Origin of the sequence: Bradyrhizobium jicamae (genome assembly GCF_018130695.1) — a bacterium.
GTDB classification, from domain to species: Bacteria; Pseudomonadota; Alphaproteobacteria; order Rhizobiales; family Xanthobacteraceae; genus Bradyrhizobium; species Bradyrhizobium jicamae_B.
The window spans coordinates 20,014-36,042 of record NZ_JAFCJX010000021.1; the positions used below are offsets into that span (position 1 = coordinate 20,014).

The window sequence follows — 16,029 nt, forward strand, 5'->3', positions numbered from 1 at the left end:
AACAAGGGAGCGGTCACATGAGTTTCGTCTCATCGATCATCGGCACGGCCGAGCGGGTGCCGCTGCCGGATGCGCTGATCCGCGCCGCGATCCATCGTCTCTGCTCACGCACCGCCACCCGCCTCGCATCGGGCAATGCCGAGAGCGACGCCCGCTTCGCCGAGGACATGGCCGCCCGCGCCATCGCCGAGCACACCGACGCGGCGAACGCCCAGCATTATGAGGTGCCGGCCGCGTTCTTTGCGCTGGTGCTCGGTCCCAATCGCAAATACTCGTCCTGCTTCTACAAGGAGGCGGCGTCGACCTTGCAGGAAGCCGAAGAGGAGGCGCTGCGCCAGACCGTGGAGCATGCCGATCTCGCCGATGGCCAGGAGATCCTCGAGCTCGGCTGCGGCTGGGGCTCGCTGTCGCTGTGGATGGCGCGGCAGTTTCCGAATGCGCGCGTGGTTGCGGTCTCGAATTCCGGCTCGCAGCGCGACTCTATCGAGAGCGAGGCAGCCAGGCGCGGCTTGCGCAATCTGCGGGTCATCACGTCTGACATGAACGTGTTCGATCCTGCGGAAAAGTTCGACCGCATCGTCTCGGTCGAGATGTTCGAGCACATGATGAACTGGCGCGAGCTGATGACGCGCGTCCGCGCCTGGCTGAGCGACGACGGGCGCCTCTTCATGCACATCTTCACCCACCGCGCCGGCGCCTATCTGTTCGACCGCGCCGACCATGAGGACTGGATCGCGCAGCACTTCTTCACCGGCGGCGTGATGCCGAGCCATCATCTGATCCGCCAATATGCCGATCTCTTCACGGTCGAGAAGGAATGGCGCTGGAGCGGCACGCATTATCAGCGCACCGCGCTAGCCTGGCTCGCCCGCTTCGATGCCAACCGCGATGAGATCGAGCGCGTCCTGAAAGATGTCTACGGCCCCGAGACGGTGCTCTGGATGAAACGCTGGCGCTGGTTCTTCCTCGCCACCGCAGGCCTGTTCGGCTACGCCGACGGCAGCGAATGGGGCGTCAGTCATTACCGGATGAAGGCGGTGCGGGCCGGCTGAGTAGCCCGGATGAGCGAAGCGACATCCGGGGTTGTCACCGTCCCCGCATATCGCTTCGCTCATGCGGGCTACGCGCCGACATAAACACGTCTCACCTGACATTCGCCGGCGCATGCGTCGGCCAGAGGTCGGCGCGCCAGCGGATGGCGATGGCCATCATCGCGATGAAGCCGGCGGCGGCGTAGAGCGTGCCGGTCAGGGAGAAGCCGATCGCGTCGATCAGGCTGCCGGCGGCGAGCAGGCCGATCGGCAGGCCGTAGATCACCATCATCCGCACGCCCATCACGCGGCCGCGCAGATGCGCGCTCGCGGTGCGCATCAGGATCACGGCGGCCGCGATCATCGACATGCTCTGCGCGATTCCGGCCAGCACCAGGCAGGCCATCGCGGTCGGCATGGTCCTGAGCTCGACGAACACCAGCAGCATCGCATACCAGGCCAGCGTCGCGCCGATCAGCAGGCGGGCGATGCGGATGCCGCCGGCGAGGCTGAGTGTGATCGAGCCGATCAGCGAGCCCGCGGCAAAGCTTGCCGAGAGATAGCCGAGGCCGGTCTGGTCGGTGTGAAAGATGTCGCGGGCAACATAGGGCAGCAGGCCGTTGGTCAGGGGGAATGCGGTGAGATTGACCAGGAAGGCGACGCAGAGTGCCGCCCGCATGCCCGGGCCGCTCCAGGCATGGACGATGCCTTCCTTGAGGTCGCGCAGCAGGGCGGTGCCGAGCGCATCGCCCGGCAGGCGATCCACGCTGACATGCGACTTCGCCGGTCTTGTCAGGCAGAACATCAGCACGGCGGCCGTGACATAGAGGCAGGTGATCGCGACATAGACGAGGCCGATGCCGAAGGCGGCGAACAGTCCGGCCCCGGTCAGCGCGCCGGCGATGCGAGCGCTGTCCTGCGTGGTGCGCGACAGGCTGATCGCGCCGATCAGGTAATCTGCCGGCATGATGTCGGCGAGCAGCGCGCTGCGCATGCCCAAATCCGACGGGCGGATGATGCCCATGATCGCGACGATGATCATGACATTGAGCGGGGCCAGATGGCCGGTCAGCGCCAGCGTCATGATCGTCGCGGACAGGGCCGTGTAGGTGACGCGCATCATGACCAGCAGATCGCGGTGGCCGATGCGGTCGCCGAGCATGCCGAACACCGGCGCGATCAGGGTGCCGACATATTGCAGCGAGGCCAGCACGGTGAGCAGCAGCACCGAGCCGGTCTCCACCATGATGTACCAGCCGAGCACCAGCGTCTCGACCTCGAACGCCCAGGAGGTGAGCAGGTCGGACGGCCACTGGAAGCGATAGTTGCGGATGTAAAACGGCGCGAGCGCGGAGGCCCGCCTGGCTCCGCTCAAGATGCAATGACGCGTATCACGGCGTTCCCTGCCCGTTTCTCTTCTTCTTTGAGAAGAATGTCGTGTCAGCGTAGCCCTGACGAATCCCCTGTCAATTGAAATGGCCGCATGCGGCCATGCTCGTTCGCGCAACGCTCATGATGCGCTGCATCACCTTACGCACAGCTGACATCGCGTCAGCTAGCCGGATCGCTTCGACGGAGGCGGCGCGATGCCCATGCACATCTGCACCTCGCCGGGGACGCCATAGTCGCGCATCATCATGCGGGTGTCGCGCAGGCCGCAGGCCTCGCGCTGCACCATCAGCATCCACAGCGCGTAACCGGCCTCCGCCACCAGCGCGCGGCGTTCCGGCCGCGGTGTGTCCGAGCGGGGATGGATGGCGTCGAACTCACGCAGCGCCGCAAGGGCCTTCTCGAGGGCGCGTCCCATGCGGCCGAGCGCAGAGGCCTTCTCCTCGGCGAGCTCGTAGCTGAGGATGTCGACGGGAGCCTGGCGGAGGCGAAAGTCGCGGGACATGACCGGACTATAGCGCCTCATGCGTCGCGCGCAACGTCGCGCCTAATAGTTCATCCGGATCAGTACGTCGTTGATCTTGAACGAATCAGCCGCGCTGGCATCGCAGGCACCGCTGCGCGCGAAGATGCAGGCGCTACCGTCGCTTCCGCCGAGGCTCGTGCAGTCGCGGCGTGAAAAATCCGCAGGCAGCTCGTTCGCCAGTTCCGGCGGGGAAAGGATGCGGTTGAACGCCGCCGCGTGCTGTTTCGCCAGCGCCGGCAGGCGCTCCTTGGCGGCGGGATCCTTCGAATCAAACGCGTAGAGCGGCGCCTCGCCGGCGAGGCGCTCGCGTCCGGGCAGCAGGTGGTAGGACGTGGTGTAGAGCGCGACGCCGCAAAGCGCAGGATCGCTGCGCAATTCGCGCGCGAGATGGGCCATCCCGGTGCCGCGCGTCCAGTTCTCCTGCATCGCCTTGGAATCGTCGGCGTGTCCGACGGAGATCAGCACCCAGCACGCGGTGGCGATCGGCAACGCCCACGGCCGCCAGGCTCGTTTCCTGCGCAGCATCTGCACCCAGTCGGCGGAGCCGAGCGCGGCTGCGATGATCAGCAGCACCATCGAGAGGAAGATGAAGCGGTATTCCTTGTGCACGATCGCGCTGTGGAAGACGAGGTTGACGACCGCCGCGACGATCAAGAGCGGCGCATGGCGCCAGCCGCGCCACAGCGCGCACAGCATCAGCACGGCCGCGCCCGACCAGATCATCAGCACCAGATGGACATAGGCGATCGCGGGCGCGGTGCCGAACTCGGAGGCACGGTCATGCAGCAGATTGTATTTGATGTTCTGGACCAGCCATTCGTAGGGCACCACGCCGTGTGCGACGTCGACAAGTGCGGCAAGCAGCAGCACGGCAAGCCCGCCGCCGATCAGGGGAATCGCATTGCGCCACTGCCGCCAGCAGGCGCCGAGCGCGAACACCGCCATCGCCGGGGCATATTGAAAGCGCCAGACAAAGGCGAGCGCGAGCAATCCGCCGCCGATGAGCAGACGCTTTTGTGTCGGACCGTTCGTGAGCAGCAGCGCGGCTGGGACGATGAGCGCAGTGGCGAGCGGTTCGCTCAGCGTGTGCGGCGCGAAGTAGACCAGCTCGAACCAGACCGCGGCGACCAGCGCCGCCACGATCGCATGCGTGCGCGAGACCCGCGCGCCAAAGAACCATGCGCTGACCACGATCGACAGCGACGCCAGCGCGACCAGTAGGCGCGGCACGATGAAGGCGCCGTCGCGGCCCGGTGCCAGCCAGTCGCCGAACGCAACCGGCCCCGCGAACAAGGTCGGCAACAGCCAGCCGCGAATGCCGTCGCGCCATTCCCAGGTGATGATGCCGTCATGGCCGAGCAGGCGCCAGGCCGGCTCCAGATATTGCAGGATCTCGTCGGGATGATTGACGTTGGGCCAGAAGGCGAGCGGCAGGCGGATCGCCAGCGCCAGCAGCACCACCCAGGCCAAGGGATGCAGCCGCCATGGTGCGGTCCTGATCCGGATCGCGGGCGCAGGCGAGGAATTGGCGCTCATGGTCGTCATTCGTCTGCCGGCCGCAGGTCAGGAGGGGGCATGTCGGCCAATGCCGTGTCAGCGGATGTCATACCGCCGAACCTTTAAGGACGCGTCACTGTGTGGGCCTCGCTCGGCCATTGGCCGACCGTCAGCGCGAACCGGCGTCGCGTCCCGGCCTGACGTAGACGCTCTCGAACGGGCCGGCATAGGCCTCGGTCCAGCCGCGCTTGTCGATGAGGAAGCGCCGCAGCTGCTCATGCGCCCTCACCCAGAGCACCGCATCGATGTTGTATTTCGCGATCACGCCGTCCCAGGCGGCCTCGTCGATCTCCATGTGGACCAACTTGAAATAGTCGCGCAGCAGGTCGTCGGGATAGGCGGTTGCGGCGCGGCCGTCGACGAACACGGGCACGGTGCCGTGGGTGCGGAAGATCTGGTAGCCGCCGACGTTCCAGTGGTTGAGCACGCGCGCGCCGGCGAGATGGCTCTCGAGATAGCGGCCGTCCTGCTCGGTCAGCATGTCCGGCAGCGCGAGCGACGGTCTGACCAGCACGAAAGTGAGCGGCAGCGCGCATGCGCCCATGATGCCGGCCGCCAGCAGGGCGCCCTGTATCTTCGAAGCCGGCGCATCCCTGGACAGCAGCCGGTCGATATGCAGCGCCAGCGGCAGCGCCGAAAACAGGAAGAAGAACGCCATGTAGCGGAACTGATAGAGGCCGAGCAGGAGGAACAGCCAGGCCAGCAGCCGCGCTTCCAGCGGCACGCGCGTGGCGCGACCGAAGCGCAGCTCGAAGGCCACGAACACGGCGATGACGATCATGCCGGGAATGCTGCCGGGCAGGCGGATGTTCTCGTAGTAGGACAGCCACTCGCCGATATTGGCCTGCACGAAATGGCCGAGCGTCGCGGTGACGCCGGCATAGATATGCCAGCCGAGCGGATTGACGAGGATCGCGAGCGCGCAGCCGATGCCGGTCAGCGCGTGGGTCCGGACGTCGGCCCAGTCCCGCCGCAGCAGGGCGACGGCCCCAAACAGGCCGACGATCAGGAATCCGATGACGAAGCCGCCGTGCAGATTGGCCCATAGCACCATCGCCGGCGGCAGCAGGAACCAGCGCGTTCGCCGCAGGCATTCGGCGGTGAACATCACGGCAAACAGCATCGTCGGCGTGTTCGGCGACGCCGCAAGATACATGTTCGGCGCGGCCTCGAAGGCCGGATAGAGCACGCAGGCGATGAAGACGGCGATGCAGGTGGCGATCCCTGATGCGCCGGCGCGCAGGCAGATCGAGGTGAGATATCCGACGATCACGGCGCCGCAGGCGACCGTGAACAGCACGAGCCCGGCAAAACCCGCATGCTGATAGATCACGCTGGCGATGACGTCCCAGAGCCAGGACAGGTTGAACCAGCGCTTGTCGCCGAGCGTGAATGCCCAGGGATCCTGGACCGGAATCGCTCTGCGCTCCCTGATCAGATCGCCGGCGGCGAGGTGCCAGCCGAGGTCGTAATGGCCGAGCAGCAGCGCGCCGTTGCACAGATAGAACAGGCAGGCAAAGGAGATCAGGAAGACGTAGACGCCCGAATGCAGCAGCGCAGGCTTGATCGTCTCCGGCGTCCTGTCGAGCCTGGAGATGCCCCACGCTTCGAGCGCATCCATCGAGAAACCCTCATGATCGCAGCGAGCCTTCCTGGCCCGCATCGCGCGATGCAGACGTCCCCGTTTTAGAGGTGCGCGGTCTAAGGCTGGGTAAAGGCCGGCCTTGCAATCTGATCAAGGTGTACGAAGGCGATCGTTGGTTAAGGAATTGTTAGCGGAACGCAGCTGACGATTTCGTGCCAGCGATCGCGTCGCTGCGAATCGGTGCGTCATTATTCGGCATTCTGGGCAATTCTCGTGCACGCATTCCTTAATCGTTCTCCACAGCCTCCAAGGGAACCCGCTCACAATCCGGTGAATCCTCGAAAGCTGCCGCGAATTCAGTGCGATAGGCTTGTGTGACATTGAGCCGCCGCGAAACGGATTGCATCGCAGCAATCAGAATTTATTTTCTGTTCATCGCCGGTGCGGTGTTCGCGCCGGTTTGTTTGTGTTCACACCAATAGGGGCGATTCTTTCAATGTCTGGACGACGCGCGCAATCGGCATGCATTCTTTTGATGCTGGCCGTCACAGCGCCACTGCTGGCTGGCTGCGATCAAGCGAATACGGCAACGGCTGCGGCACAGACGCCGGAGCCCGATGTCAGCGTCGTCACCGTGAAGCCGCAGGCGCGCGCGATGCTGCGCGAGCTGCCGGGCCGCATCGCGCCGACCCGCGTCGCCGACGTGCGGCCGCGCGTCTCCGGCATCATCGTCAACCGCATGTTCCACCAGGGCACCGAGGTGGAGGCCGGCGATCCGCTGTATCAGCTCGATCCGCGTCCGTTCGAGGTGGAGGTGCAGTCGACCGAGGCGGCGCTGATGCGCGCCAAGGCGGTGCAGGAGCAGGCCACGCTGCAGGCGCGCCGCATCGCGACGCTGTTCGCCCAGAAGGCCACGCCGGAAGCCGAGAACGAGAAGGCGATCGCCAATTTGAAGCAGGCCGAGGCCGACGTGCAGGGCCGCGAAGCCGAGGTCGCGCGCGCAAAACTCAATCTGGATTACACGACGATCCGCGCGCCGATCGACGGCATCGTCGGCGCAGCCCTGGTCAGCGAGGGCGCACTGGTGGTGCAGAACGACACCACGAGCCTCGCCACCATCCAGCAGCTCGATCCGATCTATGCCGACTTCCAGCAGTCGGTCACCGAGATGAACCAGCTGCGCCGCGCTTTCGAGAGCGGCGATCTCGACCGCATCGCGCCCGACGCGATGAAGGTCCGTCTCGTGCTCGACGACGGCTCGATCTACAAGTTGCCGGGCAAGCTGCTGTTTTCCGAAGCCAAGGTCGACGCCTATACCGGCCAGGTGACTTTGCGCGGCGAGTTTCCCAATCCGAAGCGCGAATTGCTGCCGGGCATGTATGTCCGCGTGCTGATCGAGCAGGGCATCGACACCGATGCGATTGCCGTGCCGCAGCAGGCGATCCAGCGCAATGGCGGCGGCGGCAGCGAGGTGTTCGTGGTCAAGCCCGACAACCTCGTCGCGGTGCAGCCGGTGCGCACCGGCTCGCTGCAGGGCGGCCAGTGGTTCGTCACCGACGGCCTCAAGGCCGGCGACCGCGTCGTGGTCGAGGGCTTCCAGAAATTCGCCGCCGGCGACAAGGTGAAGCCGCAGGCCTGGCGCGAGGTCGACGCCGCCGCGGCCGGGACGCTCGACGCGAAACACACCGCGCACGCGGTCCGGTAATTCCGATGCCCGCTTTCTTCATCGACAGGCCGATCTTCGCCTGGGTCGTCGCGCTTTTCATTTGCTTGATCGGCGCGATCTCGATCCCGCTGCTCGCCGTCGCGCAATATCCGATCATCGCGCCGCCCTCGATCTCGATCTCGACGAGCTATCCCGGCGCGTCGCCGGAGAACCTCTACAACAGCGTGACGCGGCTGATCGAGGAGGAGCTCAACGGCGCCGCCAACATCCTCAACTTCGAATCGACCAGCGACTCGCTCGGCCAGGTCGAGATCATCGCCAACTTCAAGCCGGGCACCGACACCGGCTCGGCCTCGGTCGAAGTGCAGAACCGCCTCAAGCGCGTCGAGGCGCGCCTTCCCCGCGCCGTGATCCAGCAGGGCATCCTGGTCGAGGAAGCCTCCTCCGCCGTGCTGCAGATCATCACGCTGAAATCGACCGACGGCAGCCTCGATGAAGTCGGCCTCGGCGACTTCATGATCCGCAACGTGCTGGGCGAAGTGCGCCGCATTCCCGGCGTCGGCCGCGCCACGCTCTATTCGACCGAGCGTTCGCTCCGCATCTGGATCGACCCGGCAAAGCTGGTCGGCTATGGCCTGACCGCCGACGACGTCAACAAGGCGATCACCGCGCAGAACGCCCAGGTCGCCTCCGGCAGCATCGGCGCCGAGCCGAGCACGAACACGCAGAAGATTTCGGCGCAGGTGCTGGTCAAGGGCCAGCTGTCCTCGCCCGACGAGTTCGGCGCCATCATCCTGCGCGCCAATGCCGATGGCTCGACCGTCCGCCTGCGCGACGTCGCGCGCATCGAGGTCGGCGGCCTCAGCTATCAGTTCAACACCCGCCTCAACGGCAAACCGACCGCGGGCCTGTCGGTGCTGCTGTCGCCGAAGGGCAATGCGCTGGCGACCGCGAGCGCGGTCGAAGCCAAGATGAAGGAGCTGTCGCGCTTCTTCCCGGCCAATATTGCCTACGAGATCCCCTACAACATCACGCCGGTGGTCGAAGCCTCGATCGAGAAGGTGCTGATGACGCTGGTCGAGGCGGTCGTGCTGGTCTTCATCGTGATGTTCCTGTTCCTGCAGAACATCCGGTACACCATCATCCCGACCATCGTGGTGCCCGTGGCGCTGCTCGGCGCCTGCGCGACGCTCTATGTTGTCGGCTTCTCCGTCAACATGCTGACCATGTTCGGCATGGTGCTGGCGGTCGGCATCCTCGTCGACGACGCCATCGTCGTGGTCGAGAACGTCGAGCGCATCATGGCGGAGGAGGGCCTGCCGCCGAAGGAGGCCACCAAGAAGGCGATGTCGCAGATCACCGGCGCCATCATCGGCATCACGCTGGTGCTGATGGCGGTGTTCGTGCCGATGGCGTTCTTCCCCGGCTCGGTCGGCATCATCTACCGCCAGTTCTCCGTCACCATGGTCGCCGCGATCGGCTTCTCGGCGCTGCTGGCGCTGTCGCTGACGCCGGCGCTGTGCGCGACGCTGCTCAAGCCGGTCGAGAAGGGCCACGGCCATGCGCGCAAGGGCGTGTTCGGCTGGTTCAACCGCGTGCTCGACTCCAGCCGCGACGGCTATACCCGCACGGTGAAGGGCTCGCTGAAGCGCACCGGCCGCCTGATGGCGATCTACGCCATCCTGTTCGCCGGCGTCGCCTGGGGTTTTGTCCGTTTGCCCGGCGGCTTCCTGCCGGTCGACGACCAGGGCTTCATCACGACCGACGTGCAGACGCCGTCGGAATCGTCCTACGCGCGCACCGAAGCCGCCGTCGAGAAGGTCGAAAAATATCTGCTCGCGCGCGACGGCATCGAGAACGTCACCTTCCTGACCGGCTTTAGCTTCCTTGGCCAGGGCATGAACACCGCGCAGGCCTTCATCACGCTGAAGGACTGGGCGGAGCGCGGCGAGAAGGATTCCGCGGCCGCCATCGTTGCCGACATCAACCGCGAACTGTCGTCGATCCGCGACGCCCGGATCTCGGCGCTGCAGCCGCCGCCGATCGACAACCTCGGCAACTCGTCGGGCTTCTCGTTCCGCCTGCAGGATCGCGGCCAGAAGGGTTATGCCGCGCTGATCGCCGCAAGCGACCGCCTGATCGCGGAAGCCAATGCCAGCCCGATCCTGCAGAAGGTCTATGTCGAAGGCCTGCCGCCGGCGCCGCAGGTCAATCTGATGATCGACCGCGAGAAGGCGGGCGCGTTCGGCGTCACCTTCGAGGACATCAACCAGACGATCTCGACCAATCTCGGCTCGAACTACATCAACGACTTCCCGAACCGCGGCCGCATGCAGCGCGTGATCGTGCAGGCGGACAAGACCAGCCGCATGAATGCGGACGACATCCTGAATTACAACGTCAAGAACAGCCGCGGCCAGCTGGTGCCGTTCTCGGCTTTCGCCACCATCGAGTGGACCAAGGGACCCACTCAAATTGCCGGCTTCAACTATTATCCGGCGGTGCGCATCTCCGGCGAGGCGAAGCCCGGCTTCACCTCGGGCGATGCGATCTCCGAGATGGAGCGGCTCGCCGACAAATTGCCGCGCGGCTTCGGTTACGAATGGACCGGACAGTCGCTGCAGGAAAAGCTGTCGGGCTCGCAGGCGCCGTTCCTGCTCGGCCTCTCGGTGCTTGTCGTGTTCCTGCTGCTCGCCGCGCTCTATGAGAGCTGGACGATTCCGATTGCGGTGCTGCTCACCGTGCCGCTCGGCATTCTCGGCGCCGTGGTCGCCGCGACGTTCCGCGGCCTGCCCAACGACGTCTATTTCACCGTCGGCCTGATCACCATCATCGGTCTCGCGGCCAAGGACGCCATCCTGATCATCGAGTTCGCCAAGGATCTGCGCGCGCAAGGCAAGCCGCTGGTGGAAGCGACGATCGAGGCGTGCAGCCTCCGTTTCCGTCCGATCCTGATGACCGGCCTTGCCTTCGTCTGCGGCGTGCTGCCGATGGTGGTCGCGACCGGCGCCGGCGGCGCCAGCCAGCAGGCGCTCGGCACGAGCGTCATGGGCGGCATGATCGCGGTGGTCATCCTCGCGCTGCTGCTGGTCCCCGTGTTCTTCGTCAGCGTCCAGCGCGTGCTGGCCGGCGACCGGGAGCCGAAAGTGACGGAGAACGCGGAAGCGTACGGTCCGCCGGCGTCGGCCAGCACCGGCCGCTAGGCGAGCGCATCGGGATCATCTAGGATCAAGCCCAGCTGTACTAGCCTGGGTGCGTTCTCCATGACCGGACGCGGCTTCACAGGACTGCTTTGCGCCGCCTGCGCAGCGGCAATTCCCTTCATTCTGGATGCGTTCACACTGAGTTCGCATCGAGCCTTCGCCCAGGCCGCACCGGCCTCACAAGATGCCGGTCCACGCTTCCGCGCGGACGGCCCGAATGCGGACGCGTTCGGCCGCAAGGAGGGATATCCGAGTTGCAAGGGAATTGCCTATGTCAGCGAGACGCGCTGCCGCGTCGGTGCGTTGAGCCGCTATGACACGCTGTTTCCTGCGCGCACCATCGCCGCCCCGAAGCAATCGGCGCCGCTCGCGCGCGCAGCCAGCGAACCCGTCATTCGCTACGGCTTCGCCGGGCTCGAGCTATCGCTCGACGACTACCTCGATCGTCACCCGGTCACCGGCCTCCTGATTGCGAAAGACAATACGATTCTGGTCGAACGTTACCAATACGATCGCACCGACAGGGATCGACTGGCATCCTTCTCCCTGGCGAAGTCCATGGTTGCACTGCTGATCGGCATCGCCGTGAAAGAGGGCGCCATCCGGTCCATCGATGACCTTGCGGAAGCCTATGTCCCTGGTTTGCAGGATACCGAATACGGCCGCACGCCGATCAAGGCGTTGCTGCTGATGGCCTCAGGCGTCGCCTTCTCGGAGGACTACGACAGCAAAACCAGCGATATCAACAAACTGGCGCGCCTGACGCTCGAGAGCCCGGCCGGCAGCCTCGCCGCGGTGAAGGAGTTCAACACCCGCCGTTCCCCGCCGGGCACGCGCTTCTCCTACGCGTCGGCTGAAACGCTGGTCCTCGGTCTCGTGCTTGCGGCTGCCACGAAGCGAACCGTGTCCGACTATGCCGCCGAAAAACTCTGGCAGCCGCTGGGGGCGGAGGCCGATGCGACATGGATCATCGATGCGACCGGGCAGGAAGTCACCTTTGCCTATGTCAATGCGGTGCTGCGCGACTGGGCGCGTCTCGGCCTGATGCTGGCCAATCGCGGCACGTGGCAGGGCAAAACGGTCGTCCCCGAGGACTGGCTCGCGGCGTCGGCCACGGATGCGCTTCCGACCGATTCACCGCTGGCGAAGTACGGCTATCAGATCTGGTATTCCGCAGACACAAGACGTTTTTCGCTGCGCGGCCTTCGCGGCCAGTTCGTCTTCGTCGATCCGGACCTGAAGCTCGTTCTCGTGCAGACCGCGCTCAGCAGTAGCCCGCCTGAGGCCGCCGAGCTGTTCGCTCTCTGGAACGCGATGAGAGCACAGGTCAAGTAGGCGGCATCCGCCGGCGCGCAGCTACGCTGAATGTCAGATGAACCCCGGCTTGCTTTCCCGCGACGGGCAATCCAGATTGCATCTCTGGATTGAACAGGGGAGGCGCAGGCAACCTGCGCATTGACGGCAGGCGATGCGTCCGACCGATATCTCGATCTCGAACTACCGTTCGATTCGCCGGCTCTTCATGCCCATCCAGCCGCTCTCCGTCTTCGTCGGCGAGAATGGCGTCGGCAAATCCAATCTCTACAAATCCCTGTCGCTGCTGCGTGACGCGGCGACAGGCCGGATTACCCGCACCATCGCCGACGAAGGCGGGCTGAGCTCAGTCTGCTGGTCCGGCATCCGCAAGCGCGGCGAGGATGGCCGGCTGCGCCTGGCGGTCAGATTCGACAATTTCAGATACTCCATTGAACTCGGATTTCCCGCGCCGACGGAGGCGGCCTTTTCAAGCGAGCCGATGATCAAGTCAGAACGCATCGAGGCCACCCGGGGGAAGCGAACAGTTCTGATGATGGAGCGGACCAATGCGCTCGTCAGCGTCCGCGATGAGAACGGCTCGTGGAGCGACCACAAGGATGCGCTGCTGCCGTCGGAAACCGCGCTTGCGAATTTTACGAACGGCAAGGGATGTCCCGAGATCGACCTGATCAGAAACACGATGCTGGGCTGGCGATTCTATCACGACTTCCGCACCGATCCGGCGTCGCCGATCCGAAAGCCTTGCCTCGCGATCACGACGCCGTCGCTGAGCGCCGACGGCAGCGATCTGGCCGCGGCCCTCGCAACACTCTTCGCGATCAGGGACGATGCCAAGGACCTGCAAGACGCAATCCGGGATGCATTCCCGGGCGCCCAGCTCTACGCAGGGGAAGCACATGGCCTGTGCGGATTCGAGCTGAAGCTGCCGGATATGCCGCGTCCGTTCAGCGCCCACGAACTATCCGACGGGACGCTGAAATATATCTGTCTGCTCGCCGTGTTCATGGGCTACCGGCTGCCGCCCTTCATCGCGCTGAACGAGCCCGAGACCAGCCTGCATCCGTCGCTGCTGGCGCCGCTGGCGCGGCTGATCGCCAAGGCCTCCACGCGCGCCGACGTCTGGATCGTCACGCATTCGGAAGCTCTGATGGAGGCGCTGCGCAACGAGAGCTCGGTCCCGCTGCGCCGGGTGATCAAGGACAAGGGTGCCACGGTCATCGAAGGCCTGACCCTCGGCGGCGAATTTCGCGACGAGGAAGATGACGAGGAGGACTAGGACGCGCACTCACAAATCATTCGCGATGTCCGCATTGCCGCAGCCGGGATCAGCACCGTGGTTCGTCTGTCAGCCCCCGGGGCCGTCCTTCATGATGTAGCCCATCAGGTCGTCCACGTTGTGTTCCAAATCTCGGATGATGTCCTTGACGACGTCTCCGACCGAGATGACGCCCACGAGCTTGCCCGCGTCCAGCACTGGCAGATGGCGAAAACCGCGCACAGCCATCATTGCCATGCAGGCTTGCAGCGGATCGTCCGGCTTTACCGTCACCGGGTTGCGCGTCATCACCTGGCCCACCGGCGTCTGCTTCGCATCGAGTCCTGGCAGTAGCACTTTGATGGCGCAGTCACCCTGGGTCACGATACCGACCAGCACGCTGTCGTCGATCACCAGCACGGACCGGACCCGGTTGTCGCGCATCTGGAGCAGGGCTTCGACGACCATGTTGTCGGAACGAACATGGATCAGGGCACGGCTCTTGTGGGCCAGAGCGCTTTTTACTGTGCTCATCGATCTCGCCTCGTGGGCTCTGTTCTGCCCCGCCTAGATGATCCGCATTGAAGGTTAGTCAAAATATCTCGCCTTGTCAGCACCGCGCCGATGTCGCCTTTGGGACGCAATCATCCTTTGGTTCGGCGCGGATGCGACCAGACTTTGCACAACGAGCAAAGGCCCCAACCCTGTGAGGGGATCCTCAGTGGAAGACGCGTCCCGCGTCGATGACGACGGTTTGACCGGTCATGGTCTCGGTGCGGCACATCGCGACCACCATGTCGGCGCAGTCGTCCTTGTCGGCCGGTTTCTTCAAGAGCGAGCTTGCCGCGGAACGCTCGACCTGCTCGGGCTTGAGATTGGCGGTCGCGCGCGTGCCTTCGAGCAACCCCGGCGCCACGCAGTTGACGAGCGTCTCCGGCGCCAGTGCCACCGCCATGCAGCGTGTCAGGTGAACCAGCCCTGCCTTCGACACGGCATAGGCGATGGAAGATCCGGTCGGGCTGAGCCCCGCGACCGAGGCGATGTTGACGATGCGACCGCGCCCTTGCGCCTTCATGACGGGAGCGACCGCCTTGGTCAATTGCATCGGTCCGGTCAGGTTGACGGCCATGATCTTGTTCCAGACATCAGGTGTCAGACTATCGAGATCGCTGAACGGGATCGAGACGTTGTAGGCGGCGTCGTTGATCAGAAGGTCAAGGCGGCCGAAAGCCTTTGTTACGTCGCCGACCAGCCGATCGACGGCCGCGTCGTCGGTGATGTCACAGGCGAAGGCTTGCGCTTTGACCTTATGGCGGGACATCAGTTCGTTGGCGACGCCTTCCGCTTGCTCGCGACTGCGCGCATACATCACAGCGATATGGGCCCCTTCCTGCGCCAGCGCGTGGCAGATGCGCTGCCCAAGACCGCCATTGCCACCCGTCACCAGTGCCACTGAGCCCTTTAGGTCCATCACGTCTCTCCCTTGGTGCGAATGCAGGCCGTGGCTGCAGTCCCGGGCAGCTCGCGCGCTCGTTGCTTGTGCTTCTCGACTACGCTCAAACGGCCGCGCTGTCGATTGCGCCGAAAGCAGCGAATCGAGGTAGCGGCCAGTGCCGGACGGGCGCCGGCTACTGTGCATGGGGTTGTTTTCGATGTTTTGATCGGGAGTGCCGTCGCAGTGGCGGTCGCGCCGCGCCTTACTGCCCCAGCGGCTTCAAAATCTTGATCAGCTCGCCGTGCACGAACTCATTCCCGCACACCACGTGCCCGGTCACCAGCGGGTCGTCATTGCCCTGGATGCCTGACACGGTGCCACCGGCTTCCCTGATCATGAGCAGGCCGGCTGCGATGTCCCAGGCGTTGAGATTGCGCTCCCAGTAGCCGTCGAGGCGGCCGGCGGCGACGTAGGCGAGGTCGAGGGAGGCGGCGCCGAAGCGGCGGAAGCCTGCGACCTTGGGCTGCAGCGCGGCCATTTCCTGCAGAGCCAATTGATGATTGCCGCGGCCGATATGCGGCAGGCCGCAGGCGACGACGCATTCGTCGAGCTGGCGGCGGCCGGCGACGCGCAGGCGCGTGTCGTTGAGGAAGGCGCCCTTGCCGCGCTCGGCGATGTAGAGCTCGTCGGTCGCCGGGTTGTAGATCACGCCGGCGATGATGGTGTCCTCGCGCTTGAGGCCGATCGAGATCGCAAATTGTGGGATGCCGTGCAGGAAGTTGGTGGTGCCGTCGAGGGGATCGACGATCCAGGTGTGGCTCTTGTCGGTGCCTTCGCGAATTCCCCCTTCCTCGCCGAGGAAGCCGTAGCCGGGGCGGGCCTTGGCGAGGTCGTCGTACAGCATTTCCTCGGCGCGCTTGTCGGCCTTGCTGACGAAGTTCGCCGGGCCCTTCAGCGAGACCTGCAGCTGCTCGATTTCGCCGAGGTCGCGGCTGAGGCTGCGGCCGGCGCGGCGCGCGGCCTTGACCATGACATTGATGAGCGCGGAATAGAGCATGTTGGAAA

Annotated in this window: 12 protein-coding genes; 5 read left to right on the top strand and 7 right to left on the bottom strand. The window is 65.0% G+C overall.

Annotated features, from left to right (window positions below):
* Positions 1-17 precede the first annotated feature (17 nt).
* Entirely contained in the window at positions 18-1,052 is a 1,035-nt protein-coding gene (locus JQ604_RS27485; RefSeq protein WP_212363807.1) for an SAM-dependent methyltransferase, read from the top strand.
* Between the two features lie 91 nt (positions 1,053-1,143).
* On the opposite strand, the gene JQ604_RS27490 is transcribed toward JQ604_RS27485, so the two are convergent.
* From JQ604_RS27490 to JQ604_RS27505, 4 genes are all read right to left on the bottom strand, one after another.
* Positions 1,144-2,406 (bottom strand): MFS transporter, encoded by a 1,263-nt coding sequence (locus JQ604_RS27490; RefSeq protein WP_212363808.1) that lies wholly within the window; start codon positions 2,404-2,406, stop codon positions 1,144-1,146.
* Positions 2,407-2,586: 180 nt separating this feature from the next.
* Entirely contained in the window at positions 2,587-2,925 is a 339-nt protein-coding gene (locus tag JQ604_RS27495) for a DUF6665 family protein (RefSeq protein ID WP_212363931.1), read from the bottom strand.
* Positions 2,926-2,967: 42 nt separating this feature from the next.
* Positions 2,968-4,482, bottom strand: a complete 1,515-nt coding sequence (locus JQ604_RS27500) for a 4-amino-4-deoxy-L-arabinose transferase (RefSeq protein WP_249158733.1) — start codon at positions 4,480-4,482, stop codon at positions 2,968-2,970.
* Between the two features lie 130 nt (positions 4,483-4,612).
* Positions 4,613-6,124 carry a hypothetical protein gene (locus JQ604_RS27505; protein WP_212363810.1) on the bottom strand — a complete coding sequence of 504 codons (1,512 nt, stop codon included), beginning with the start codon at positions 6,122-6,124 and terminating at the stop codon, positions 4,613-4,615.
* A gap of 460 nt (positions 6,125-6,584) precedes the next feature.
* Here JQ604_RS27505 and JQ604_RS27510 point away from each other — a divergent pair, with 460 nt between their 5' ends.
* From JQ604_RS27510 to JQ604_RS27525, 4 genes are all read left to right on the top strand, one after another.
* On the top strand, positions 6,585-7,793 hold the full coding sequence (locus JQ604_RS27510; RefSeq protein WP_212363811.1) for an efflux RND transporter periplasmic adaptor subunit: 1,209 nt from the start codon (positions 6,585-6,587) through the stop codon (positions 7,791-7,793).
* A gap of 5 nt (positions 7,794-7,798) precedes the next feature.
* A complete protein-coding gene (locus JQ604_RS27515) occupies positions 7,799-10,957 on the top strand; it encodes a multidrug efflux RND transporter permease subunit (RefSeq protein WP_212363812.1) in 3,159 nt (1,052 codons plus the stop codon).
* Positions 10,958-11,017: 60 nt separating this feature from the next.
* Entirely contained in the window at positions 11,018-12,292 is a 1,275-nt protein-coding gene (locus tag JQ604_RS27520) for a serine hydrolase domain-containing protein (RefSeq protein ID WP_212363813.1), read from the top strand.
* 133 nt (positions 12,293-12,425) lie between these two features.
* On the top strand, positions 12,426-13,550 hold the full coding sequence (locus JQ604_RS27525; protein ID WP_212363814.1) for an AAA family ATPase: 1,125 nt from the start codon (positions 12,426-12,428) through the stop codon (positions 13,548-13,550).
* 69 nt (positions 13,551-13,619) lie between these two features.
* Here the strand turns inward: JQ604_RS27525 and JQ604_RS27530 are convergent, their stop codons facing one another.
* The 3 genes from JQ604_RS27530 to JQ604_RS27540 form a co-directional block, all read right to left on the bottom strand.
* Positions 13,620-14,063: a CBS domain-containing protein gene (locus JQ604_RS27530; protein WP_212363815.1), complete on the bottom strand. Its 444-nt coding sequence runs from the start codon at positions 14,061-14,063 to the stop codon at positions 13,620-13,622.
* 184 nt (positions 14,064-14,247) lie between these two features.
* Positions 14,248-15,168, bottom strand: coding sequence for an SDR family NAD(P)-dependent oxidoreductase (locus JQ604_RS27535; protein ID WP_212363816.1), 921 nt, complete (start codon positions 15,166-15,168; stop codon positions 14,248-14,250).
* Positions 15,169-15,226: 58 nt separating this feature from the next.
* The gene (locus JQ604_RS27540) at positions 15,227-16,021 is read right to left on the bottom strand and encodes an inositol monophosphatase family protein (protein WP_212363817.1); all 795 of its coding nucleotides are present in this window, start codon (positions 16,019-16,021) and stop codon (positions 15,227-15,229) included.
* Positions 16,022-16,029: the final 8 nt, after the last annotated feature.

Excerpts from the sequence above, each read along its gene's own strand:
- JQ604_RS27500 (WP_249158733.1), bottom strand. The coding sequence starts at position 4,482 with ATGAGCGCCAATTCCTCGCCTGCGCCCGCGATCCGGATCAGGACCGCA.
- JQ604_RS27525 (WP_212363814.1), top strand. The coding sequence starts at position 12,426 with ATGCGTCCGACCGATATCTCGATCTCGAACTACCGTTCGATTCGCCGG.
- JQ604_RS27535 (WP_212363816.1), bottom strand. The coding sequence starts at position 15,168 with ATGCACAGTAGCCGGCGCCCGTCCGGCACTGGCCGCTACCTCGATTCG.
- JQ604_RS27520 (WP_212363813.1), top strand. The coding sequence starts at position 11,018 with ATGACCGGACGCGGCTTCACAGGACTGCTTTGCGCCGCCTGCGCAGCG.
- JQ604_RS27495 (WP_212363931.1), bottom strand. The coding sequence starts at position 2,925 with ATGTCCCGCGACTTTCGCCTCCGCCAGGCTCCCGTCGACATCCTCAGC.
- JQ604_RS27505 (WP_212363810.1), bottom strand. The coding sequence starts at position 6,124 with ATGGATGCGCTCGAAGCGTGGGGCATCTCCAGGCTCGACAGGACGCCG.
- JQ604_RS27540 (WP_212363817.1), bottom strand. The coding sequence starts at position 16,021 with ATGCTCTATTCCGCGCTCATCAATGTCATGGTCAAGGCCGCGCGCCGC.
- JQ604_RS27510 (WP_212363811.1), top strand. The coding sequence starts at position 6,585 with ATGTCTGGACGACGCGCGCAATCGGCATGCATTCTTTTGATGCTGGCC.
- JQ604_RS27485 (WP_212363807.1), top strand. The coding sequence starts at position 18 with ATGAGTTTCGTCTCATCGATCATCGGCACGGCCGAGCGGGTGCCGCTG.
- JQ604_RS27530 (WP_212363815.1), bottom strand. The coding sequence starts at position 14,063 with ATGAGCACAGTAAAAAGCGCTCTGGCCCACAAGAGCCGTGCCCTGATC.
- JQ604_RS27515 (WP_212363812.1), top strand. The coding sequence starts at position 7,799 with ATGCCCGCTTTCTTCATCGACAGGCCGATCTTCGCCTGGGTCGTCGCG.